Below are 22,477 nucleotides of genomic sequence, written 5' to 3' on the forward strand. Positions count from 1 at the left end.
AGCTAAAAACATCGGGAGCCGTGTACACGGAAACGGGTACGCACGGATCTAACTGAGAGGTGCGGGAGACAATACTCCCCATCGACTCAACCAAACAGTGGATATTTTAGATTTATTTTATAAGGGCGGGCCAGCAATGTGGCCTTTGCTAGTTCTCTCGATTCTATCTTTGAGTGTGATTTTCGAGCGTTTGTGGTTCTGGTTGCGAATGTTGACTCAGGAAAAGCAAATAGTCGATCGCATCCTAGATGCTGCCCAGGATAATTGGGAAGTAGCTGCGGACATTGCCAGACTTGCAAGCCATCAGCCCGTCGGGCGTTTTCTCTATGCCCCTCTACGCTTCGCCAAAACTGATGCGGAAACCTTTCGATTAGCACTGGAGGCTACCGCCGAAGATGAATTAGCTGGAATGCGGCGGGGCGAAAAACTTTTAGAAGCCGTGATTGCCCTAGCGCCGTTGCTGGGATTATTGGGCACGGTTTTGGGTTTGATCCGCGCTTTGCGATCAATTCGGATTGGCGATTTAGGAACTGAATCTACTGCTGGGGTAACTACTGGTATTGGTGAATCACTGATTGCTACGGCAACGGGGCTAATAGTTGCCATTATTAGTTTGGCATTTTACCGCCTATTTCAAAGTTTTGTAGTTAACCAAGTCAAAGTTTTTCGGAAGGCAGGGAATGAGATGGAATTACTGTACCGGCAGTCTCCGCCTGACTTTAGTAATAGAACATCAGCAATTGTACCAGAAAATTTTACTCCACCCCGCAAGCCAGGAAAGACCAGGTTTTCTGAACCTCCTGAACCCCCGAATGCACCTAATTAATTAGTTAAGAATTCAACCCCCAAACCAGGTGTTAGAGTGAGACGATGAAAGTTAATCTACATACTCCAATTGAAGAAGTCCAAGTTCAAATCATCCCTTTAATTGATGTTGTTTTTTGTATCCTGACGTTTTTTTTGTTAGCAGCTTTGCAATTTACGCGGCAACAAGCAATAAATGTTGATTTGCCTAAAGCCAGCCCCAGTTCAGTATCTGGAATAACATCACAGAGTGGAAGTCTGATTGTAACGATCGATGCCGTTGGCAATACTTACATAGAAAAACAGCCTGTAAAACGGGAGGATTTGCGAGAGAGGTTAAAACAGTATCTCCAACAAAATCCCAGTGCCATTGTGGTGCTGAATGCTTCCCGAACAGCAACTTACAATGATGTGATTGAGACATTGGATTTGCTACGGCAAGTAGGGGGCGATCGCGTTTCTTTGGGAATTATTCCTGCCCCATCTGAACCACCCACAAACTCACTCAACCAGCCTACTGTTCCGTCATTCCCAATCAATCCTGGTGCAGCACCAGTTCCAGGTATCAATCCTGAAGGGAATCTTACCCCTAATTTTCCCTTAGCACCTAATTCCGTACCCTTACCGACGGTAACTAGTCAACCTTCAACTGGGCAGGGTATTAGTCCGATCAATCCTGGTATTTCCAACCCACCAGCATCCCAAACCCCTGTAGCACCCAAAAAAACCCAACCTACTCTTAAAAGATGAGATAGGGAGCGGGGGAGCAGAGGAGAGTTAGAATTTCCCTCATCTCCTCACTCCCCTTCAAGCTCTTTCCCAAACCTAAAGATATCTAAAATAAAATTCGGTTAGAGAAAAATTTCCTGCTAATTTATAGATAATTGGTTGAGCTTTAAAGATTTTTCCACCGATAAACTAAAGTAATTTATCACCAATTGCCATTCACGTTTCAGGGGTTGTGGCATGAATATCGTGACGCTTTTAATTGTTTGGATAGTAACAGCTATCACCCTGTTAATAATTAGCAAATTGCCTCTGGGAGTTGAAATTGACACTCCAGGTAAAGCTTTCCTTTCGGCCGCAGTGCTTGGTATCGTGACGGCAATAGTCAGACCGATTTTAAGCCTCGTTTTTGCAGTACCAAATTTACTCACATTGGACTTATTATCCAGTATTTTCACATTTATGATTGCCGTGGTTTGTTTTAGTATTGCTGCTTGGTTAGTAGACGGCTTTCGCTTGCGTTACGGAATTTGGAGTGCTGTTATCGGCGCATTTGCGCTGACTATAATTAACAGCTTAATCTACAAATTATTGGGTGTCTAAAATCAATAGTTAGGAGTTACTTTAAAATCAATAGTTAGGAGTTACTTTAAAATCAATAGTTAGGAGTTAGGAGTGATGAGTCATGAGTTGTTAATAAGTCTTAACTCCTGCACAGACGCGATGTTCCTCGCGTCTACTCCTAACTCTTGTACAGACGCGAGGAACATCGCGTCTCTCCCATCTCCCATCTCCTAACTATTCGTTGGAACTTGGGGGAGCAACTGGGATAGTTGATTGTTGTTTACGTTGCTCGCGTTTTTTGCGATCGGCTGAGAGCATATCTGCCATTACCACCAGCGCTTGCGCCATCTTGTCTAGGTTAGAACGGTATAGTTCCAAATCTTTGTTGAGTTTGTCATCAGAGAGGTGCAAGCCAGCAGCGATCGCTTTCAGCGCCTCAGTGAGTTGTTTTTCATCTTTGACTAATTCGGGATCTGACAGTTCTAATAACGAAAATACACCAATTGCAAACAAACGGTTGTATTTAAAGTTAGGATTGTTGGCGATCGCTTGCAGGTGCGCTTGCAAGTCAGCATCTCGATCTAAGTGAGTAGTTTGACCTAGCCACGCAATTAAATCTTTAATTGGTAAACCTTTAGCTACAGTTTGCAATCTTTGGGCATCCTGTTGATAGTGTTGCGGATCTCGTTCTATAGCCCGACATAGGGCGTTAAAAATTGATTCTTGATCACGTTCTGGTTGATAGCCTTCCATGAAGCGGTCAAAGGTAGTGACGACACCCAAGGCATAAATTGGATTGTAGCTAAAATCGATATTTACTGACAGCAGATGCATTTCCACCATCAATTCTTCTACTACCCGACGATAAATAGTGTTGATCGGACGGGTGTGAAGATTATAGAAAGTTCGCTTTGTATCAGAGACAGTACGGACGTTATTCACAAAGAAAAAGAGAATGTTAAGGGCGACGTATCTTTATTTTCTCGCTTAAAGGCTAGTTTGCCAAGTTAAGCTTTTAGCTGGTGACGGTTTCATTTACAATATAGACAAATCAGAAGCACTTTATAAGCTGCTAGACACTGGGGATAAGACCCTTTAACCTAAAAACTAGCAAAAAATTATTATCCTTAATGATTCGTTTATCGCATTTATGAACTTCTCGCCCCAGTTAATTGCTTTAGGTGAGTACCTAGCTGGTGAATTTGATAATCGGCAACAAGCCATAGCAGAGCCAGTTTGGTATGTCCACCTCCGGCTGTGGCAAAGACCAGTTAATCTGTTCACAGAAGATAGCATCACCCTGTTTGCCGAACAGGCTAACATTATTAACCTAGACCAACCTTACCGCCAGCGAATTATGCGGTTGCGTCAGGGGAGCAACTCTGACGCATCTCTAGAAGTACAATACTACATGCCTCAAGATCCAAGTGCATTAAAAGGCGCAGGTGATAATCCTGCTCTACTGAACACACTGACACCCGAACAATTAGATTTACTACCAGGTTGTATCCTAACAGTTACTCAGGAAACACTAGCCCGCGATCGCTATAAGTTTACCGCTACCTCACTACCAGAGACTCATTGCAGCTTTACTTATCTTGGTAATAGCGTCTATGTTTCCTTAGGATTTGAAGCCACTGCGGCAGAATTTCACAGCTACGACAAAGGAATTGACCCAGCAACTGGAAAAGCAACTTGGGGAGCGATTATGGGGCCTTATCGTTACACCAAGCGAAATCAGTATTCAATAAGATAAAGTTATGAGTCATGAGTTATAAGTTTTGAATTAACTCCTAACAGACGCGATGTTCCTCGCATCTCTCCTAACTCCTGTACAGACGCGAGGAACATCGCGTCTTTCTTAGCTGGCAATGCTACGAGGTACACCTTCTAAAGCTTCCTCTTCTGTTTCAAAGATTTCAAAGACAGTATCCATCATCGTCACTTCAAACACAAGTTTCGCTTCTGGATGTACATTCGAGATGCGAAAACTGCCCTTGACTTTATCAGCATCACGCATCCCAGCTACCAAAGAGGTTAGACCGGAACTATCAATAAAATTTACCTGAGCCAGATTTACAACTACATGGCGGCTGAGTTTGGAAATACACTCTTGTAACTTCAGGCGAAATTGCCAAGCAGTGGTAATGTCTAGGCGACCGGCTGGTGTCAAGACAATAACAGTGTTTCCGTCTTGGGTTGTATAACTTTTTTGGTCTATATGAATCACTAAAGCCCTCCCCGTGGCATTCCTTTTCAGATTAACTAGCGACAGAATTTTCTAATGCTGTCACTTGAGATTAACAAGCTATAGCTAAAATTGTCACCTTTTTTTCTTAAGTGCTTACCTTTAGTAGTTTAACTTACCGAAATAGTGCTGAGTAGCAATTTTTAATGGGGAGTGGGGAGTAGGGAGTGGGCTTGCCGTGACCGTAGCCGAATGGGAGTGGGGGAAGATCAGGATAATTATCATAACTCCTGACTCCAGACTCAGCATGGACTAAACCATAGCTAACAGCACTCAGCACTCAGCACTCAGCACTATTAATTGGGTGTCCAGTTAATCCAATCTTGGGGCTTGAGGAAGGTTTCATATAATTCGGCTTCAGGGGAATTGGGTTCTGGCTGATAGCCGTATTCCCAACGCACTAAGGGAGGTAGGGACATGAGAATTGATTCGGTGCGTCCGTTGGTTTGCAGACCAAAAATTGTGCCTCGGTCATAAACCAAGTTAAATTCTACATACCGTCCCCGGCGGTAGAGTTGAAAATTCCGTTGGCGATCGCCATACTCTATCCCATGTCGCCGTTCTACAATTGGTACGTAGGCTGGTAAAAATGCCTTACCACAGTCTTGCACAAAGGCAAATAAATCTTCCCAATTGCGGGTTGCTGGTGTTCCCACCTGGTTGCTATAAATAGCCGCTTCCCCATTGGGATTTGGACCACGATATAAAGCACCCTCACCATCTTGGTAATCAAAAAACAGACCACCGACACCCCGTGTCTCATCACGATGCTTCAGGTAGAAATATTCATCACACCACCGCTTAAACACTGGGTAATAGTCTGGGTGGTTTTGGTCACAAGCTTGTTTTAATGTTTTGTGTAAATGTGCCGCATCTTCAGCAAAGGGGTAATAAGGTGTCAAGTCAATACCGCCACCGAACCACCACACTGGACCGGCTTCAAAATAGCGATAATTTAGATGAACTGTTGGTACGTAAGGATTGTGAGGATGTAATACCATTGAAGTGCCCGTGGCATAAAAGCCATGCCCCTCTGCTTCAGGGCGTTGGGTTAAAATTGAGGCTGGCAAATGCTCTCCCCAAACTTCAGAAAAATTTACACCTGCTTGTTCAAATATTGCACCTTCGCGCAGCACGCGCGATCGCCCTCCGCCCCCTTCTGGGCGTTCCCAACTATCTTCGAGAAACTTAGCCACACCATCTAGTTTTGCCAATGATTCGGTAATTTCGTCTTGCAATTGTTTCATAAACTGACTGACCCTAGTCTGAGCATCAGTTGCTGGCAAAGACTTGGATGATTGTGCTGCTACAGTTGGTATTTGCGAGTTGGTCAACATAGATTCCCGAACCTAAATTACAATTTCCAGAAAGCCACAAATTTCTTATCTTAAAATTTGGGTGAAACATGCGTCAACAATCAAGCTCTATTTGCCCAACCCGCTTTTTCTTACTGGTTAAGCATTTATACGATTGATGGGCATCACTACAGTTATTTTCCCTCAAATGCGTATACGCTTGTATATTGACTGAGTTTTTTTTTGAAATTTTATTTTTAATTGGAATATTTTGGTATAAACACTAGACTATAGTCTTACCCTTGATACTTCAAGGTTAAGACTTGCCTGCTCAAAACTTCTTTGCCATATTGCTATGTTGGATGTTGGCATCTGTGGCGAATCGAGGCTTGCTATGTTTAGGGTATTTCGGAGAAAGTTTTAATTTAGGAACTAAGGGTAGTTGCCCACAATACCAGAGTTACCAGAAAGTGTCTAGGGAGGAGGATTAGGAAAATGCAAGGTTGGTTATCCAAATTCATCCACCGCAAACGTCGTCGGTTTTGCGCTTCTCTGGTGCGGACGTATCGAGAGATTAGTTCTGCTTCTGTAGATGAAATGTGGCAAAAAGTCGCTGATTTAACAGATGTTTCCTGGCATCCACTACTTAAGAGTACTAATGTCCCCTACGGATTAGTACCCAAACCAGGATTGATTTTTCAGGCTGTAACACGCTTTTCCCCGATTCCCATTCGGATTTTTGTGGAACGCGTCAATCCTAGAGAGATGCTGAGTATCCGAGTGCTGGCGATTCCTGGGATAGAGGAACGGGTGACTTATCAAGTAGAGTCAACAGTTTGTGGTACTTGTCTGTCTTATTCTGTAACGCTACGGGGTTGGTTATCGCCCCTGATTTGGTCTTTATCCCGTCCTTACGCAGACCGCGTTGCACGGTCTTTAGTCGAGGCAGTAGAAAAGACGGCATTGCCAACGGTATCTAGTAAGAAAAAATCCCTTAATGACAGTTGCTTTGATTTTTAGGTACTGAGGAGTGGGGCATGAGGGAGCAGGGGAGGCAGGAGGAGAAATAACCAATGCCCAATGCCCAATGCCCAAAGAAAGTTAAGATTGCATTAGGTGAAAACACTAACCTGACCTTAATTAAGAAAGCATCCAGTTAATAGCTAAGATGTTCGCCACGAGTGTATTTCTTCATTTTGAATTTTAATTTTTTATGTACGATGTCCTCAATTCTCACTCTGTCTTAGAAGTTTTGCGACCAGTGGAAGACCCAGAACTCCGCAAAAGTCTGGTAGAACTGAATATGATTCGCAACGTCAAAATTGACGCTGGTAAGGTTAGTTTTACTTTGGTGTTAACCACTCCTGCCTGTCCTTTACGTGAATTTATCGTCGAAGACTGTCAGAAAGCTGTCAAAAAACTCCCAGGCGTTACAGATGTCAGTATAGAAGTAACGGCAGAAACACCGCAACAAAAAAGTTTGCCCGACCGCACTGGCATTTCTGGGGTGAAAAATATCATTGCTGTTTCCAGTGGCAAAGGTGGCGTTGGTAAAAGTACGGTGGCGGTGAATGTAGCAGTGGCTTTAGCCCAAACTGGGGCAAAAGTCGGCTTGCTAGATGCTGATATTTATGGCCCCAATGACCCCACCATGCTGGGTCTAGCTGATGCCCAAATTACTGTCCGCTCAACCAAAACAGGTGACATCCTGGAACCTGCTTTTAATCACGGCGTCAAATTAGTTTCAATGGGCTTTTTGATTGACCGAGATCAACCAGTAATTTGGCGGGGGCCTATGCTCAATGGTGTAATTCGCCAGTTTCTCTATCAAGTTGAATGGGGAGAACTGGACTATTTGATTGTAGATATGCCACCGGGAACCGGAGATGCTCAGTTAACTTTAACCCAAGCAGTGTCGATGGCAGGGGCAGTAATTGTCACCACGCCACAAACTGTAGCCCTGTTAGATTCTCGCAAGGGATTGCGGATGTTCCAACAAATGAATGTCCCGGTCTTGGGAATCGTAGAAAATATGAGCTATTTTATACCCCCCGATCAACCGGATAAGCAGTATGACATCTTTGGTTCTGGTGGTGGCTCCAAAACAGCCACCGAATTGGGAGTGCCATTATTGGGGTGCGTACCCCTAGAGATTTCCACGCGAGTTGGTGGTGACAGTGGTGTGCCGATAGTGGTTGGTGAACCAGATTCGGCTTCGGCAAAAGCATTAACAGCGATCGCTCTTACCATTGCTGGTAAAGTATCAGTTGCTGCCCTGACATAAGAAATTTTCAAATCTCAAAGCTAAGTCTAAACTGGCATAATGTTGTTAAAACGATCGCTCCCCAAAATTCGCTGGAAGTCTTGGGTTAAGCCCTGGCAGGATGTAGATTGGCTACTATTTTGTTTACCGATTGCTATCAGCATCTTTGGCGGCATCATGATCCTCAGTACGGAACTGAAGCAGCCAGTAACTGACTGGTGGTGGCACTGGATGGTAGCAGCTATCGGCGTGCTTATAGCCCTGTTTTTATCTCGCATCCGTTACGAAATCTTGATGCAGTGGCACTGGGTAACATACGGACTGACGAACTTCAGTTTAATCGCTGTGATGATTGCTGGTACTAGCGCCAAAGGGGCGCAACGATGGATTACTGTTGCCGGCTTTAACGTCCAACCCTCAGAATTTGCCAAAGTCGGCATGATCATCACCTTAGCAGCTTTGCTACACAGGCGCACTGCTTCTAGCATCGAAGGTGTTTTCCGCGTTCTGGCAATCACTGCCATACCTTGGGGATTAGTATTTTTGCAGCCAGATTTAGCAACATCACTGGTATTTGGTGCGATCGTTTTAGGAATGCTTTACTGGGCAAATGCTAACCCAGGCTGGTTAATTCTGATGATTTCTCCGGTGGTTGCCGCCATTTTGTTTAGTATATCTTGGCCATTAACAGAGCCGATAGTTTTATTTAAAGGATTAGCTTTTGGCCCATTAGCTTTTGGCCTATTAGGGCTAATTTGGTCAGTTGCGATGGCAATTGTGGGCTGGCGAACTCTCCCCTGGCATCGATTTGGTTTTGGCGCTATTAGTGCGTGGAGTCTCAATATCTTGGGTGGCGAATTAGGAGTCTTCGCCTGGAACCATATTTTGAAAGACTATCAAAAAAATCGGCTAACTGTATTCATGGACCCCGATCACGATCCCCTCGGTGCCGGGTATCACCTAATCCAATCTCGCATTGCTATTGGTGCTGGTGAAATTTGGGGATGGGGTCTGTTCAAAGGGCCAATGACGCAACTGAATTTCGTACCTGAACAGCATACAGACTTTATTTTCTCTGCGGTGGGGGAAGAATTCGGTTTTCTTGGTTGTTTGGTAGTGCTGTTTGTCTTCTCCTTAATTTGCTTGCGTCTACTGCATGTTGCCCAAACCGCCAAAGATAACTTTGGTTCGTTGTTGGCCATTGGCGTTTTTTCCATGATCGTGTTTCAGGTGATTGTGAACGTTGGTATGACTGTAGGTTTAGCGCCTGTGGCAGGAATTCCCCTACCTTGGATGAGTTATGGGCGTTCTGCCATGCTGACTAACTTCATTTCCTTGGGAATAGTAGAATCGGTAGCGAATTTTCGCCAAAGGCAGAAGTATTATTGATTCGTCATTGGTTAGTTGTCCTTTGTCCTTTGCTAATGACCAATGACTAATGACAAATGACTATTAAGAAGTATTAAGCTATTAAAAGGAAACAAGCGAGGCTAAAAACATGATCCTGCCTGGAGCAACTGTTCGCGTCAACAATCCCGCAGATACCTATTATCGCGACGAAGGACTCGTGCAACGATTGACTGATGGCAAAGTAGCCGTATTATTTGAAGGTGGTAACTGGGATAAATTAGTTACCTTCCGCCTGAGCGAATTGGAACTCGTAGAAACCACCGCCGGACGTAAAAAAGCTAAATAATATTAGTTAGGAGTGAGAAGTTAGGAGTTAGGAATTACAATTCTTCAACTCATCACTCCTAACTCATCATTCTTAACTCATCACTCCCATGCGCCTCCCCCTACCACAGTTTGCTATTGGCGATCGCCATCCCAACCATATTGCGGAGGTGATTGAAACTACTAGTACTGAATTTTTAGCTCAGTGTTTGGAACCAAAAGATTTGAGCTTTCCCTCAATGCCACCCTTTGGTAGTTGGGTTTGTTCTGTAGATGAAGAATCTGGCAATCAAATTTATGCTGTAGTGTATTATGCCACAACTATGCCGATAGATTCAGTACACCGGGCCAGAGCCTTGGGGTTGTCTTTGCAAGACTTACGCGAGGAACAACCCCAAATATTTGCGATGCTCAGAACTGAATTCCGGGCTGCGATCGTGGGATTTGAGCAGTCTTCCCAGAATCGAGGTTATAACCAAAGAATATATCAATATCTACCACCCCGTCCCCCACAAATTCATCAAGCTGTTTATCGGTGCGAACCAGAAGCGATCATTAAATTTACTGAAGAACTAGATTTTTTGCGGACACTGCTTTGTATTAATGGTGCGCCAATAGAGTCTTTGACCGCAGCTGCGATTCGAGATGTATACCAGTTACGCAAAGCTGACCGAGAATGGCTAATTAAAGCTGGACGTAACTTGAGTGTGCTACTTAAAGACGACTACGATCGCTTGCGGTTCATTTTGAGTCAAATCCACCCGTAGGTAGTTAGTTCTCAGATAATTACCTAGTTAGTGTAAGTTAAGAATTTTGATTGTTCGTCAGGTGGCTTCTCTATTTATATCGATTAAGCGATCGGACTCAAGATAATCGCAATTTTACCATAGCCCCTTCAATTCCTACCTATGGAACTCATATCACAAGTTCTTGTTCTGGAACCAACTTCCCAAGTTCTTGGCAAGGAACCAATTGTTCCCTTTGCTATTTTGCTGGTGGTCATCTTAGTTATACCGATTATATTTGAGCGGCTAAGATTACCAGGATTAGTGGGTTTGGTTTTCTCAGGGCTAGTACTTGGGCCTTCAGGCTGGAATCTACTTCAGTCTGACTCGCCGATGATTAACCTGTTATCAGACATTGGGTTAATTTACTTGCTGTTTGTCGCTGGGCTAGAAGTTGATCTAGAACAGTTCCGTCGCCAGAAAAGTCGTGCTTTTGGGTTTGCTAGCTTGACTTTCAGTATACCCTTGGTGATGGGAACCTTAGTAGGGCTGATTTTAGGCTGTGGCTGGAATATATCAATATTAATTGGCTCTTTATTCGCTTCCTATACCCTTTTGGCATATCCGATAATCAGCCGTTTGGGAATAGTAAACAACGAAGCTGTTAGCGTCACCATTGGAGCGACGGTTTTTACAGATATTGGCGCAGTGCTGATCTTAGCCGTTTGTCTAGCCGTCGCTAATGCTGGAACATTCAGCTTTGCTAAACTACTCACCTTGTCGGGTTGGTTAGTTATTTACTCTGTTGCCGTTGTCACAGGCTTTGATTGGGCAGGCAAAGAATTTTTCAAGCGGTCTGGAGACGACGAAGGAAACAAGTTTTTGTTTGTGTTGCTTTCTCTGTTTCTGGCGGCTGTAGGCGCTCAATTGATGGGGATAGAAAAAATTGTTGGTGCTTTTTTAGCCGGTTTGGCGGTGAATGAAGCTGTGGGTGAAGGTCCAGTCAAAGAAAAGGTGGTATTTATTGGCAGTGTGCTATTCATTCCCATTTTCTTTGTTCACCTTGGCTTACTCGTCAATCTACCCGCCTTTGTGAACAATCTAGATACGCTCAAGTTAACACTGTTGATGATAGTCGGTTTGATTGTCAGTAAATTGATTGCCGCTTTGTTGACAAAACTGGTTTACCGCTATAACTGGCAAGAAATGCTCACGATGTGGTCGCTGTCACTTCCCCAGGTTGGTACAACTCTAGCAGCAGCCTTAGTGGGATATCGGGCCCAGTTGCTGCCACTAGAAGTATTACACAGTGTGATTATCTTAATGCTTGTTACATCAACCTTGGGGCCGTTGATCACCAGTCGAATAGCTGTTGGTTTGAATTCTTCACCAGCCGAAGATCCAGCACCACCCCTACTTGAACAGAAGGCATCAGAGACAAACAATGCTTTTACTATCGTCGTACCTATATATAATCCTCAGACCGAGCAGTATTTGATTGAAATGGCGGCGTTATTAGCGCGTCAGTCTCATGGCAAAATTATACCCCTGGCGATCGCTACTGCTGCCGCTCAGATGGATGCACCGCAGTTAGAAGCGTCTCTACAACGGAGTGAGCGCTTATTAACTAAAGCCACGGCACACAGTCGAATATTGGGCGTGTCCGCAGAACCAATGCTGCGAATTGATGATGCCTTTGCTCAAGGAATTAGCAGAGCTGCTCGTGAACAAAAGGCTAATTTAATTGTTATGGGTTGGGGTAAACGGACTGGGTTACGAGCGCGTTTATTTGGGAATGTGATTGATGGTGTGCTTTGGGCATCCCATTGTCCAGTAGCGGTGACACGTCTAGTAGAATCACCGAAAAAAATTCAGCGCATCTTAGTACCAGTAGAAAACTTAACATCACCAACATTACAGCCTGTACAATTTGCCCAGATGTTGGCAGAGGCAAATCAGAGCCATATTACTGTGCTGAATGTGTGCGATCGCCGCACTAGTTCCAGTAAAATTGCTTGGAGGCGATCGCATCTCTCCCTATTGGTATCTAAATTAGCTTTGGCCAATACCCCAGAAATTCAAATCATCGCTCATGAAAATGTTGCTCAAGCAATTTTGCAGGCAGCACGATTATATGATTTGGTAGTTTTACCTTTTATACGTAATCGTACCAGTCCTGGAGGGTTAGCCATTAGCGATGTCACAACCCAGTTAGCCAGACAAATTACCTGCTCCATTGTCATGCTTGGAGAACCGCAACGCACTCAAACCCCAAATGTAGTGATGTCAAACACGATTACCAGCATTACATCTGCTGTATGATTGAGTGGATTTGGGCTGCGTTGGCGTAGCCCCCCGAAGGTATGCTTGAAATTTGACGAGTTTCAACCTACTCCCTGCTACTTTGCATCCAACTGAGAATAGTAATAACCATAAAAAGACTCTATTTTATTGAAGATTTAATGAATTTTAGGTGAAAGACTGACAACTTTGAGACTAAATTTGGTATTTTGCTAATTAAATTGTTAAGGAAAAAGGTAAAAATATTACAAAACTACATCCGTAGAGAAATAGGTAAGTTCAATAACACTTTTTGATTGAGCCTTATTCTTTTTTTTCGTTTTGTATTTTTGTCTCCAAGCTGGGTAATCTAAAAGTAAGTGCGATCGCTACTGAAAATATTTGTAAGTAACTGGGAAACTATGAGAATTTTGGTGACGGGCGGTGCTGGGTTTATTGGTTCCCATCTCATCGACCGACTAATGAGTGATGGGCATGAATTAATATGCTTGGATAATTTTTACACTGGTCATAAACGGAACATCCTTAAATGGTTAGGTCATCCGTACTTTGAACTGATCCGCCACGATATTACCGAACCAATTCGGTTAGAAGTGGATCAAATTTATCATTTAGCTTGTCCTGCTTCACCGATACATTACCAGTACAACCCAGTTAAAACCGTTAAAACTAACGTAATCGGAACGCTGAATATGTTGGGGCTGGCTAAACGGGTGAAAGCAAGGTTTTTCTTGGCTTCAACTAGCGAAGTCTACGGAGATCCAGAAGTTCATCCCCAACCCGAAGAGTATAGAGGTAGCGTCAATCCCATTGGGATACGTTCATGTTACGACGAAGGCAAAAGAATTGCTGAGACTCTAGCATTTGATTACTACAGGCAAAATAAGGTTGATATTCGAGTTGCTCGGATCTTCAACACTTACGGGCCGAGAATGTTAGAAAATGATGGCCGGGTGGTGAGCAACTTTCTAGTTCAAGCGTTGCGGGGTACTCCTTTAACCGTGTACGGTGATGGTTCGCAGACTCGGAGTTTCTGCTACGTTTCCGATTTGGTAGAAGGATTCATCCGCCTGATGAATGGCGAGTATATTGGCCCAGTAAACCTGGGTAATCCTGGTGAATACACGATTTTACAATTGGCACAAGCTGTGCAAGACATGATCAACCCGGACGCGCAAATTAAGTTTGAGCCACTACCTTCGGACGATCCCCGACGTCGCCAGCCTGATATTACCAAGGCAAAAACTTGGTTAAATTGGGAACCTACCATTGCTCTGCAAGAAGGGCTAAAACTAACAATAGAAGATTTTAGCGATCGCATTCAAAGCGATGCCAATAATTCAACCACCTGAGTGGCGTCTAGCGTCGCTGTGAATTTTCATGTAGGCTGACCCTATCGGTAGCTAGTATGCTTAGTGGCTGAGTTTCCTGCCAGTGTGTAAAAGACTAACCCGAAAAAAGTGAGGAGTTAAAAAATGCGTGTTTGCGTGATTGGTACTGGTTATGTTGGTTTAGTTACAGGTGCTTGCTTGGCTCATATTGGGCATGATGTAATTTGCGTAGACAATAACGAAGAAAAAGTTAAGTTAATGAAGTCTGGACAGTCCCCAATTTTTGAGCCGGGACTCTCAGAAATTATGCAGTCTGCCATTCAAACAGAGAAGATTCATTTTACCAGTGATCTTGCTGCTGGAGTTACCCACGGAGAAATTCTGTTTATTGCTGTGGGAACACCACCTTTACCTACTGGTGAAAGTGATACTCGTTATGTTGAAGCTGTAGCCCGTGGGATTGGGGAAAATCTCAAGGGTGGTTATAAAGTCATCGTAAATAAATCTACAGTACCCATTGGCTCAGGTGACTGGGTGCGGATGCTTGTTCTAGATGGTGTTGCTGAACAGCAGAAAACACTCGTAAGCGCAGGTGGGGTATCGAGTGATGAGAAATTACCTGAGTTAGCAGCCGAATTTGATGTCGTGAGCAATCCAGAGTTTTTGCGCGAAGGTTCAGCAGTTCACGACACCTTCAACCCCGATCGCATTGTACTAGGAGGCAATAGTCAAAGAGCAGTTGCCTTAATGAAACAACTGTATGCCCCAATTGTGGAACGCAAGTACGCACAGGATCAATCTTTACCCCCAGTGCCAATTCTGGCAACAGACCTGAGTTCGGCGGAGATGATTAAATACGCCGCTAATGCCTTTTTAGCCACTAAGATTAGTTTTATTAACGAAGTTGCTAATATTTGCGATCGCGTCGGTGCTGATGTTACCCAAGTAGCCAAAGGTATTGGTTTAGATTCCCGCATTGGTAACAAGTTTTTGCAAGCTGGTATTGGTTGGGGTGGTTCCTGCTTTCCCAAAGATGTCTCAGCTCTGATTCATACTGCTGAGGACTATGGTTATGAAGCCCAGCTAATGAAAGCTGCTGTTAGTGTCAACGAGCGCCAGAGATTGATTGCTTTGGAGAAACTCCAACAAGTTCTGAAAATTCTCAAAGGCAAAACAGTCGGACTACTCGGACTCACCTTCAAGCCAGATACCGACGACTTACGAGACGCCCCAGCCCTCATCCTAATCGAGCAGCTAAACCGACTTGGAGCCAAAGTTAAAGCTTACGACCCGATTATTTCCCAAACAGGTATGCGTCATGGTCTTTCTGGTGTGCTAGTAGAAACCGATGCCGAAAGACTTGCTGACGGGTGCGATGCTTTAGTACTCGTCACCGAATGGCAGCAGTTCAGCACTCTTGACTATGTGAAGATGGCGAAATTGATGGCTCACCCCGTTATCATCGATGGTCGTAACTTCCTCGACCCCGAAGCAATGGTACGCGCTGGATTCCAATATGTAGGGGTGGGACGGTAGAGAGATAGAGAGTTAGGAGTTAGGAGTTATAGCGGTTCTTAATTGCATAAAATATAGACCTAACCCCCAGCCCCTTCCCTACAAAGGAAAGGGAGTAAGATTCAAAGCCTCTCTCCTCTTAGGCTATCGTGTACACACAAGTTATCGAATTACACAAAAACCTCAAAGAGTCCTGACTTTAATCCCTCTCCTTAATAAGGAGAGGGACAGGTTTTGCGTAGCATAACCAGGGTGAGGTTTCTTTAAGCTATTCGATAAACTCTAAATTGCGTCAAGAGACACTTGTGTGTACACCGTAGCCTCTTAGGAGAGAGGAATGGAAGTGAGGTCAAAGTGTATTAGCTTCCATTCGAGAAGCGCTATAGGAGTGATAAATAAAAATTAATTACAACCTATAATCAATAACTCCTAACTCCCCTCAAAACTTAAAGATTTAAACTACCGCTCACATTAATCTAGAAAACCAATTCAGTAGTCCTCGAAGAACCTCTCCCCTACCTCTCTCCTCGTAGGAGCTACGGTGTACACACAAGTCGAAAAATCCTCTACCCAGATTTTTCTCAGAGTGAAACTGTTACGCTGACCGACATCTCGCCCAGAACTGAAGTTCAGGGCTGATAGCTGAAGTCCACTCAAGTGGACTGAATTGATCATTTAGTCCACTTGAGTGGACTTCAGCTATGAGACTCGGAATTAATTCCGAGGCGGGATAGAAAGACAGTGCGAGATTTATTAAGGGGAGTTTAACTCCCCCTTCCCTTGTAGGGAAGGGGGCTGGGGGGTTAGGTTCTTGATTACTGAATTGATGCTCTAGGAGGTATTTAATTTGTTTAAAGTTTTACACAAAGCTGCTCAGAAAAACTTTACTTTGAACTTTTGCGTGTTAACTTCATATCAAGCGCTATGTGGAATACGCTCAATTTCAGCATATCCACTGAAAATAAGTTTTTGACCTTCAGTTTCTAATCGGTTGAGCCGCATTTTCACTCCATCGAGGTCAAAACGATCCAAATCGACCATATTATCTAAAATTTCTACCAGCGCCACGCTCAAGGTTTGCGAAATTTCGCGTTGTGCTTCTGGCACTTGGTCAAGTTCAATTTTCGGATCTTTGAAAGAAACTCGCCGCCGCCTTTCTATGCCTATAGTTAGAATCATGCTCAGGGGTACAAGTTCGCCATTATTTAAATCTGCTTTTGCTACAAGGTGTAAGCGATTTTCAGGTAATAGCTGTACCTGAACTTCCGTAAAGGAGACTGGTTCTCCGCCAGATAATTCTGTCAGGGATGGTACGGTGAGGTTCAGCAGGCGCTTTTTCACCAGTTCCGCACTAAAGGCTTGGTTGATGCCTGCTTCTGATAAAATTACCTGAGCGATCGCTTGAGTGGGTTGCTTGAGATTGAGTTTGCCTTTTAAAACCGAGCCGAAGTCAATGCCAACCGCATCGGTTTCAAACGACATCTCCTCTACCGCGAAATCTTTCCGAATCACCAAGCCACGACCGCTCATTTTGAAGCTATCAATGCTGCCTTGCAACAGTTTGCTGGAGGGGTAGCAGCGCACAAAGACTTCTACTGACTCGCTTTGGGTAAACAGGTGGCGAATCGTTTGGCTGGCGACTGTGTTGAGCATTCGCTCTCCCCAATCTGTGCCTTTAGGATCTTGTAAACCAGTAAGTCCGCCGAACATGTGGTTTTTAGTCTCTAGAAGTTCTTTGTACTTTTGTAACAAATTGTCAACAATACAGCAAGCGATCCCCAGATTAATTCTGCTGATGGGTAGGCATAGGATAGCTGATGGTTAATCAAGGACTGTATCATATATTACTGATTTTATTACATAAGCGGAATGCTAACATTATATTTAGTGCAAATTTAATGCATAATCAAAGTCATGCTGAACATCGTTCGAGATATTCATTCTCTCTCAAGCTTCAAGCGCAATACTTCTGAATTTATTCAGCTAATGAAGGAAACTGGACAACCGGTGGTGTTAACCGTGAATGGCAAAGCAGAATTAGTTGTGCAAGATGCTGAGTCTTACCAGAAACTTCTAGAGCTTTTGGAACAGTTGGAAACAATTGCGGGAATCAGCAAAGGACTGGAGGATGTAGACGCAGGTAGGACAAGACCTGTTGAGGAATTTGAGCAAGAAATGCAGCAGAAATATGGCATTTCAAGTTAGGACAGCCAAGACAGCAGACGCTCAAATTGAGGCAGCATACCTGTGGCTAAGAGAGTACAACCCAGACTATGCATATCAGTGGTTTAGAGGGTTGATGGATACTATTGCATCTCTTCAAGAAAAACCTCGTCGGTGTGCCTTAGCTATAGAACATGAGGTATTTTCTGAGGAAGTGCGTCAACTTTTCTATGGCAAGTCAAAAAATATCTACCGTATTTTGTTTACAATTCGTGAAGATACTGTTTATGTACTTTATGTGCGTCATAGCTCACAAGTACTCCTCGCAGCTGATGAAATTGATAAGGAAGAGTTATAGCGTTATTAATAGTTGATTAATGGGAATACTTGAACAAGGTAAGGTTGTCAGGAAAATTCTCACTAGTATTAAATATGACAAAAGAAAATATTCTAGAACTTGCCAAGCAGGGCGATACAAACGCGATTAACACTCTGGTAAGTCAGTGGTTAAATTTACCCATAATTACGCCAAAAACTAGTTTCAAACAAAATTGTCTACAGATAATGCTGGAATCAATTGAAGTTCCAGTACAAAAATTAGTAGTCCCGGTTATTTGTGATGGATTAATTAATTTAGGCATCCAATCTTTTAAGAATGTCAAAATATACGGTAGAGTCACAGGTGAAGATTTTCCCGATTGGCAACAAGAAATTGAATTACAAGCATTATTAAATTCACATGTATTAACACCTCAAACAGAGATTGAAGTGGAATCTTCAATTGCCATTACTAAAAAGAAAAAAGATAATAAATTAACTGTAAAAAAATCATCTTTTTGGGATTCATTGTTTGAAGCAGTAGCAGAAACAGCCGAAGTAGTTGGAGGTGCTGCCGTTCACGCAGGGCAAGCTGTTGTCGGAGCAACTGTAGATATTGGTGGGACTATTGGAGGTGCTGCCGTTCACGCAGGGCAAGCTGTTGCAGGAGCGGCTGTAGATATTGGCGGTGCAATTGGTGGCGCAGCTTTTCAGGGAACACAAATAGCAGGGCAGGCACTAGCAATTGTTGGCAATAATCCCCAATTGCAAGTAGCAATAAAATCTTTAAATAAAGATTGGTTAAATCCTTTAATTGAACAGGTTGATTTAGTTAAAGCCGAGGCTTCTGTCAGAAAGTTACAGAAAGAACACCCAAATGAACAGCCAGCAGAAATTGCTCATTATATTATGCTGGAAAAAGCTGTTTTAGCAGGAACAACAGGGTTTGCTAGTAGTGTTATACCAGGACAAGCAGCTGCAATGTTTGTAGTGGATTGGGCTGCTACATCTGCATTATCAGTGGAGTTAGTCTATCAAATTGCTGCTGTCTATGGAATGGATTTAAAAGATTCCGATCGCAGAGCAGAAGCAGTAGCAATTTTTGGTTTAGGGGTAGGTGGAAAAACAGCAATCAAAGCAGGTTTGGGTTTACTACGAAATCTGCCAGTAGCGGGAGCCGTAATTGGTGCTAGTTCAAATGCAGTCATGATTTACGCATTAGGTTATGCGGCTTGTCAGTTTTATGAAGCAAAACAGAATCCATTAACTTTAGAGGCAACATTAATAGATGCTCAGGTAGAAAGCGTAAAATTTATCGAAGCCGCTATTTCTCAAGAAAAGATTATGGATCAGATTTTGGTTCACATTGTCTTAGCAGGTAATCCAGATAAATCTTGGCAAGATATTTTACCAGAATTACAAGCTGCCAATCTTAGCCCTGCCTCTATCGAGGCGATCGCTTCTAATATAAAATCTCCACCATCTTTAGAAACCTTACTTGAGCAAGTTAATAGTGATTTTGCTGTACCTCTACTAGCGCAATGTCAAAAAATTGCTGATCTAGACGGGGTAATTACACCAGCAGAAGCTAAGATTATAGATTCTATTAACAAAAAGTTAAACTGTGATTTGGCTGCAATTAAATAACCCTGAATATTGGTGTTAAGATTTATTTCCAAAGGCGATCGCAATCTCTACACAAAAGTGCGATCGCACCATATCCATTAATTATGAGACTATCTGGTAAATTGCAGGTCGATATCTCGGTTCAGGAATTGGTTTGCCCTCCATTTTGGCAGCATCTAACCATGCTGCTTTTGCTTGCAAGACTTCACGAAGCGCTTCTTCTTCAGTTGAACCAAATGCTGAACAGTATTTCAAATCAGGAATATCAGCAATATAGCCCTCATCTTCTTCGCTATAGAAAATATTAATGTGATAGTGTTTCATACTTAACCAAGTATCGCCACCAAAATACGCAGCAAGTCTTCTATATCAGCAGGAACACGATATAAATTGAGGTTTTGAGTTATTTGTTTACTTTCTCGATTCAATAAACCAAATTGCCAAATATCCCCTGTAGAAACAGCCCCCTGTAAACTTGCCTCTTGAGAATCAGTCCAAGCATCAATAGCAATCAGTTCTACAGCAAGCTGGGTAAAACCCCTTGCCAAATCAGCATTTTAGCTTCTACAACTAAGAGTTTATGGGCTGCATGAAGATAATAGTCAAGGGAACCTTTTAACTGTTCTGTAACAATTAAAGGATATTCGATTCTAAGTTGGGCGCGGGTGTAATGAACAACATCCAATAAAATTGGGGCAATTAGTAACTCTCTGCGGGCTGCTTCACTAGTCAAACTAATATATGGCAAACTCTCCTCAATCCTAGATTTGAGATTTGCGAGTCTGTCTAATTCAATGCTGGACTTTTGTTGATTGAGAGAGGAACGTTTTAAAGAATAGCCAAATTCAGCCAGTATGTCTTCTGGCTCGAATGCCATCTCAAAATAGCTTCTGAAAGTGTAGGAGTTATTTGGTTGAAGGATGGGAATTTTGCTCATAGCTGCACGATCAAACCTCCAACTGCATCAGATTTTCAAATGGATGCTGATTTTTCCAACGGTAAGTATTAAAATCTCTAAAATCTATCGACAAAATTCTTCCATGCCCTAGATGTTCTGCCAAAACCACTAACGAAGCATCGGCAAGATCCATTGGTAAGTTCGTATATTTTTCCATCAGTTCACAAATATGTTTACCATGATGGGGCTGCAAATCAAAAACCGTAAAGACGCCTAAAAATAAGTTATTAATGAAACTTACTTGGGCGCGATCGCCCATTCTTGTTAAAAGTAGATAGCAAGTTTCTGTAACAACAGGCCAAGTCGTAATCAAAGGTTCGTTGAGATTAGCAAGTACCATTATTGCTTGAGTGTGATACGAGTCATGGCGATTTGCCAATGCTAACCAAAAGCCAGTATCAATGATGATCATACTTAGCTTTTAAGCTATCTTTCAAAATTGATTTGTAATTTACAGATAGATTGGGATCTGCCTCACCGCAACCAATAAAACCTGTTTTGGTGAGCATTGACAAAGGATTCTTTTGCTGCTGCTGAATTTGTTGATAGTACAATTCCAGGGCAGACTTAATCACATCTGTTACTGCTTGATTAGTCTGCTGTTGAATATAGGCTAGTTTGTCAGCATACTCGTCATCTAATCGGGCATTAATTCGCATCGTTATGTTAGTCTTGTCATACAATCGTATGACAAGACTAACATATCTGCTACCTCGTCAACAACTTCCGCCGCAAATTATCTAACGCTGCATTCGCACTCACATGACGAATTAAAGCTCGACCTCGCGCCGCACCAAACTGATACTCAAAACTTGCCACTTCATCCTTCGGCCCAGCTAAACCAACGTAAACTAAACCCACCGGCTTCGTATCTGTCCCTCCAGTTGGGCCAGCAATGCCAGTGATGCTCAATCCCCAAGTTGTTGCAAGGCGGGTTTTTACCCCAATTGCCATTTGCTCTGCAACGATCGCGCTTACCGCCCCAAATTTATCTAAATCTTCTGGGTTAACTCCCAGCAGTCCAACCTTCACCGAATTATCATAAGAAATTACTCCACCCCAAAAGTAATCAGAACTTCCAGAAATCTCGGTCAACATTTGCCCTAAACCGCCACCAGTGCAAGATTCTGCCACCGAAAGCGTTTCTTTTGATGCCCGCAATAACTGACCGACCACGGAACCAAGAGTATCATTATTGACACCGTAAAAATCCAGTCCGGCAATTTCTTTAAGTTGTTTCTCAATGGGCGCAATTAGGGCTTCTGCGGCTGCTTCTGAATTTGCTTTAGCAGAAACTCGCAATCTAACTTCCCCCTTACCTGCATAAGGGGCTACTGTGGGATTTGGCAACTTCAAATAGGAAGCAACTTTTTCCGCCAAAGCCGACTCACCAATACCCCAAAACTTTAAACTCCGGCTGTAAATAATTTCTTTACCCCAACCTTGACTTTTGAGAAATGGCACGGCTGTTTCTTCCCACATCAGGTGCATTTCACTAGGAACACCGGGAAAGGTAAAAATCGTGATTTCAGGGCGGGGTTGCCAAATAATACCGGGTGCTGTTCCACTAGGATTGGGTAGGATTTCTGCACCTTGGGGAATCAAAGCTTGCTTGCGATTACTTGGTGACATAACGCGACCACGTTGGGCGAATTTCTGGGTTATGTCTTCGATGATGTCAGAGCGTTCTACTAACGGGACTTTAAAAAAATCAGCGATCGCTTCGCAGGTGAGATCATCTGGTGTCGGGCCGAGTCCACCAGTGAAAATGAGAATTTGCGCTCTGGAAATAGCAATTTCTATAACTTGCTTCAACCGTTCTGGATTATCCCCAACCACTGTTTGATAGTAGTGGGGAATACCTAGCTGCGCTAATTGTTGCGCCAAAAATTGAGCATTGCCGTTGAGGATATCTCCCAACAGCAGTTCAGTACCAACACAAATAATTTCTGCACTCATTGGATTG

The 22,477-nt window shown here is 43.3% G+C and carries 23 protein-coding genes and 1 pseudogene; 15 read left to right on the top strand and 9 right to left on the bottom strand.

What is annotated here, in order from left to right; translation table 11 throughout:
* The first annotated feature begins 97 nt into the window (after nt 1–97).
* The 3 genes from V7K31_RS22520 to V7K31_RS22530 all read left to right on the top strand — a co-directional run bounded on the left by V7K31_RS22520 (nt 98) and on the right by V7K31_RS22530 (nt 2,133).
* Nucleotides 98–826, top strand: a complete 729-nt coding sequence (locus V7K31_RS22520) for a MotA/TolQ/ExbB proton channel family protein (RefSeq protein WP_335096956.1) — start codon at nt 98–100, stop codon at nt 824–826.
* Between the two features lie 44 nt (nt 827–870).
* Nucleotides 871–1,554 carry an ExbD/TolR family protein gene (locus V7K31_RS22525; protein WP_335096957.1) on the top strand — a complete coding sequence of 228 codons (684 nt, stop codon included), beginning with the start codon at nt 871–873 and terminating at the stop codon, nt 1,552–1,554.
* Between the two features lie 216 nt (nt 1,555–1,770).
* Nucleotides 1,771–2,133: a phage holin family protein gene (locus V7K31_RS22530; RefSeq protein WP_335096959.1), complete on the top strand. Its 363-nt coding sequence runs from the start codon at nt 1,771–1,773 to the stop codon at nt 2,131–2,133.
* A gap of 195 nt (nt 2,134–2,328) precedes the next feature.
* Here V7K31_RS22530 and psb29 read toward each other — a convergent pair whose 3' ends face one another.
* Nucleotides 2,329–3,036 (bottom strand): photosystem II biogenesis protein Psp29, encoded by a 708-nt coding sequence (gene psb29 / locus V7K31_RS22535; RefSeq protein ID WP_335096961.1) that lies wholly within the window; start codon nt 3,034–3,036, stop codon nt 2,329–2,331.
* A gap of 208 nt (nt 3,037–3,244) precedes the next feature.
* Here psb29 and V7K31_RS22540 point away from each other — a divergent pair, with 208 nt between their 5' ends.
* Nucleotides 3,245–3,850: a chromophore lyase CpcT/CpeT gene (locus V7K31_RS22540; protein ID WP_335096963.1), complete on the top strand. Its 606-nt coding sequence runs from the start codon at nt 3,245–3,247 to the stop codon at nt 3,848–3,850.
* A 105-nt stretch (nt 3,851–3,955) separates the two neighbouring features.
* Here the strand turns inward: V7K31_RS22540 and V7K31_RS22545 are convergent, their stop codons facing one another.
* Nucleotides 3,956–4,324 (bottom strand): STAS domain-containing protein, encoded by a 369-nt coding sequence (locus V7K31_RS22545; RefSeq protein ID WP_334829410.1) that lies wholly within the window; start codon nt 4,322–4,324, stop codon nt 3,956–3,958.
* A 314-nt stretch (nt 4,325–4,638) separates the two neighbouring features.
* Nucleotides 4,639–5,679 (bottom strand): oxygen-dependent coproporphyrinogen oxidase, encoded by a 1,041-nt coding sequence (hemF, locus tag V7K31_RS22550; protein ID WP_335096964.1) that lies wholly within the window; start codon nt 5,677–5,679, stop codon nt 4,639–4,641.
* Between the two features lie 453 nt (nt 5,680–6,132).
* Between hemF and V7K31_RS22555 the strand changes: the two genes are divergently transcribed.
* From V7K31_RS22555 to V7K31_RS22590, 8 genes are all read left to right on the top strand, one after another.
* Complete coding sequence (locus V7K31_RS22555) at nt 6,133–6,657, top strand: SRPBCC family protein (RefSeq protein ID WP_335096965.1); 525 nt, start codon at nt 6,133–6,135, stop codon at nt 6,655–6,657.
* Nucleotides 6,658–6,850: 193 nt separating this feature from the next.
* Nucleotides 6,851–7,921, top strand: coding sequence for an Mrp/NBP35 family ATP-binding protein (locus V7K31_RS22560; protein ID WP_335096967.1), 1,071 nt, complete (start codon nt 6,851–6,853; stop codon nt 7,919–7,921).
* A 39-nt stretch (nt 7,922–7,960) separates the two neighbouring features.
* Complete coding sequence (gene rodA / locus V7K31_RS22565) at nt 7,961–9,289, top strand: rod shape-determining protein RodA (RefSeq protein ID WP_335096969.1); 1,329 nt, start codon at nt 7,961–7,963, stop codon at nt 9,287–9,289.
* A 109-nt stretch (nt 9,290–9,398) separates the two neighbouring features.
* The gene (locus tag V7K31_RS22570) at nt 9,399–9,596 is read left to right on the top strand and encodes an NAD(P)H dehydrogenase subunit NdhS (protein WP_335096970.1); all 198 of its coding nucleotides are present in this window, start codon (nt 9,399–9,401) and stop codon (nt 9,594–9,596) included.
* 88 nt (nt 9,597–9,684) lie between these two features.
* A complete protein-coding gene (locus tag V7K31_RS22575) occupies nt 9,685–10,341 on the top strand; it encodes an HAS-barrel domain-containing protein (RefSeq protein ID WP_334829399.1) in 657 nt (218 codons plus the stop codon).
* Nucleotides 10,342–10,482: 141 nt separating this feature from the next.
* Nucleotides 10,483–12,621, top strand: a complete 2,139-nt coding sequence (locus V7K31_RS22580) for a cation:proton antiporter domain-containing protein (RefSeq protein WP_335096971.1) — start codon at nt 10,483–10,485, stop codon at nt 12,619–12,621.
* A gap of 380 nt (nt 12,622–13,001) precedes the next feature.
* The gene (locus V7K31_RS22585; RefSeq protein ID WP_335096972.1) at nt 13,002–13,952 is read left to right on the top strand and encodes a UDP-glucuronic acid decarboxylase family protein; all 951 of its coding nucleotides are present in this window, start codon (nt 13,002–13,004) and stop codon (nt 13,950–13,952) included.
* Between the two features lie 123 nt (nt 13,953–14,075).
* Nucleotides 14,076–15,467 (top strand): UDP-glucose dehydrogenase family protein, encoded by a 1,392-nt coding sequence (locus tag V7K31_RS22590; protein WP_335096974.1) that lies wholly within the window; start codon nt 14,076–14,078, stop codon nt 15,465–15,467.
* Between the two features lie 894 nt (nt 15,468–16,361).
* Here the strand turns inward: V7K31_RS22590 and V7K31_RS22595 are convergent.
* Nucleotides 16,362–17,156: an LmeA family phospholipid-binding protein gene (locus V7K31_RS22595; protein ID WP_335097034.1), complete on the bottom strand. Its 795-nt coding sequence runs from the start codon at nt 17,154–17,156 to the stop codon at nt 16,362–16,364.
* Nucleotides 17,157–17,360: 204 nt separating this feature from the next.
* On the opposite strand from V7K31_RS22595, the gene V7K31_RS22600 reads away from it, so the two are divergent.
* The 3 genes from V7K31_RS22600 to V7K31_RS22610 all read left to right on the top strand — a co-directional run bounded on the left by V7K31_RS22600 (nt 17,361) and on the right by V7K31_RS22610 (nt 19,574).
* Entirely contained in the window at nt 17,361–17,651 is a 291-nt protein-coding gene (locus tag V7K31_RS22600; protein ID WP_196527796.1) for a type II toxin-antitoxin system prevent-host-death family antitoxin, read from the top strand.
* Nucleotides 17,635–17,967, top strand: a complete 333-nt coding sequence (locus V7K31_RS22605; protein ID WP_335096975.1) for a type II toxin-antitoxin system RelE/ParE family toxin — start codon at nt 17,635–17,637, stop codon at nt 17,965–17,967. The genes V7K31_RS22600 and V7K31_RS22605 overlap by 17 nt, the downstream gene beginning before the upstream one ends.
* Before the next feature lie 74 nt (nt 17,968–18,041).
* The gene (locus V7K31_RS22610; RefSeq protein WP_335096976.1) at nt 18,042–19,574 is read left to right on the top strand and encodes a hypothetical protein; all 1,533 of its coding nucleotides are present in this window, start codon (nt 18,042–18,044) and stop codon (nt 19,572–19,574) included.
* Nucleotides 19,575–19,655: 81 nt separating this feature from the next.
* Here V7K31_RS22610 and V7K31_RS22615 read toward each other — a convergent pair whose 3' ends face one another.
* The 5 genes and pseudogenes from V7K31_RS22615 to V7K31_RS22635 all read right to left on the bottom strand — a co-directional run bounded on the left by V7K31_RS22615 (nt 19,656) and on the right by V7K31_RS22635 (nt 22,470).
* Nucleotides 19,656–19,877, bottom strand: a complete 222-nt coding sequence (locus V7K31_RS22615) for a type II toxin-antitoxin system HicB family antitoxin (protein ID WP_335096977.1) — start codon at nt 19,875–19,877, stop codon at nt 19,656–19,658.
* A gap of 2 nt (nt 19,878–19,879) precedes the next feature.
* Nucleotides 19,880–20,490, bottom strand: a pseudogene (locus V7K31_RS22620) (hypothetical protein).
* 10 nt (nt 20,491–20,500) lie between these two features.
* On the bottom strand, nt 20,501–20,923 hold the full coding sequence (locus V7K31_RS22625) for a type II toxin-antitoxin system VapC family toxin (protein ID WP_335096979.1): 423 nt from the start codon (nt 20,921–20,923) through the stop codon (nt 20,501–20,503).
* A complete protein-coding gene (locus tag V7K31_RS22630) occupies nt 20,910–21,170 on the bottom strand; it encodes a CopG family transcriptional regulator (protein ID WP_335096980.1) in 261 nt (86 codons plus the stop codon). Before V7K31_RS22630 ends, V7K31_RS22625 begins: the two co-directional genes overlap by 14 nt.
* Nucleotides 21,171–21,219: 49 nt before the next feature.
* Complete coding sequence (locus V7K31_RS22635; protein ID WP_335096981.1) at nt 21,220–22,470, bottom strand: competence/damage-inducible protein A; 1,251 nt, start codon at nt 22,468–22,470, stop codon at nt 21,220–21,222.
* Between the last annotated feature and the right edge of the window lie 7 nt (nt 22,471–22,477).

Source organism: Nostoc sp. (genome assembly GCF_036917675.1).
In the GTDB taxonomy this organism is placed as follows: domain Bacteria; phylum Cyanobacteriota; class Cyanobacteriia; order Cyanobacteriales; family Nostocaceae; genus Nostoc.